1 pseudogene is annotated in these 861 nt (G+C 63.9%); it reads left to right on the plus strand.

Annotation, left to right across the window (positions count from 1 at the left end):
* A pseudogene (locus EOA33_RS37190) lies at window positions 1–861 on the plus strand (sugar ABC transporter substrate-binding protein); the annotation flags it as partial.

Consider the following 861-nt stretch of genomic DNA (forward strand, 5'->3'; position numbering starts at 1 on the left):
CTACAACGCCCGCCTGCAGCAGTCGATCGCCACAGGCACCGTCGACTTCGACATCATCGAGATGGGCGCGCCCTTCGAAGGCGATGTATGCGGCAAGGGCCTGACCTCCGAAATGCCGGACTGGGTCAAGAAGCAGATCGACTTCGACGACCTGGTCAACTACCTGAAGCCGCCGGTCGGCACCTGGAACGGCAAGCAGTACCGCGTCACCATCGACGGCGACGCGCACAACTTCAACTACCGCACCGACGTGTTCGCCGATGCCGATCTCGCCAAGGCCTGGAAAGAGAGCGGGGCGACGACCGAATGGGGCGTGCCGAAGACCTGGCAGGAAGTGCAAGCCGTCACCAAGTTCCTCAAGGGCAAGCAGTTCAAGGGCCAGGATGTGTATGGCTATCTCGACGCGCCCAAGCCCTGGGGCGGCTTCGGCTTCTACTTCCTCGGCAGCCGCGCCAGCGCCTATGCCAAGCATCCCGACGACAAGGCCTGGCTATTCGATGCCGACACGATGAAGCCGCGCATCAACAATCCGGCCTGGGTGCGGGCGATCCAGGACGTCATCGACGCCCTGCCCTCGGAGCCGCCAGACCAGATCAACGCCGATCCGAACACCACCGGCTTCCAGCAGTTCCTGGCCGGCACCGGGTCGATGATCCCGTGGTGGGGCGACATCGGCTCCAACGTCAAGACCAACGACTCGTCGGTCATCGGCGACGTCACCGGCTTCTCGATCCTGCCCGGCTCGGACGACGTCTACAATTCGAAGACCGGCCAATGGGACAAGCTCGCCAGCGGCCCGAACTACTCGCCCAACTGCGCCTATCTCGGCTGGGGGGTCTATGTCATGGCCCGCGTCGACAG

Origin of the sequence: Mesorhizobium sp. M4A.F.Ca.ET.050.02.1.1, from assembly GCF_003997725.1 — a bacterium.
Classification (GTDB): Bacteria; Pseudomonadota; Alphaproteobacteria; order Rhizobiales; family Rhizobiaceae; genus Mesorhizobium.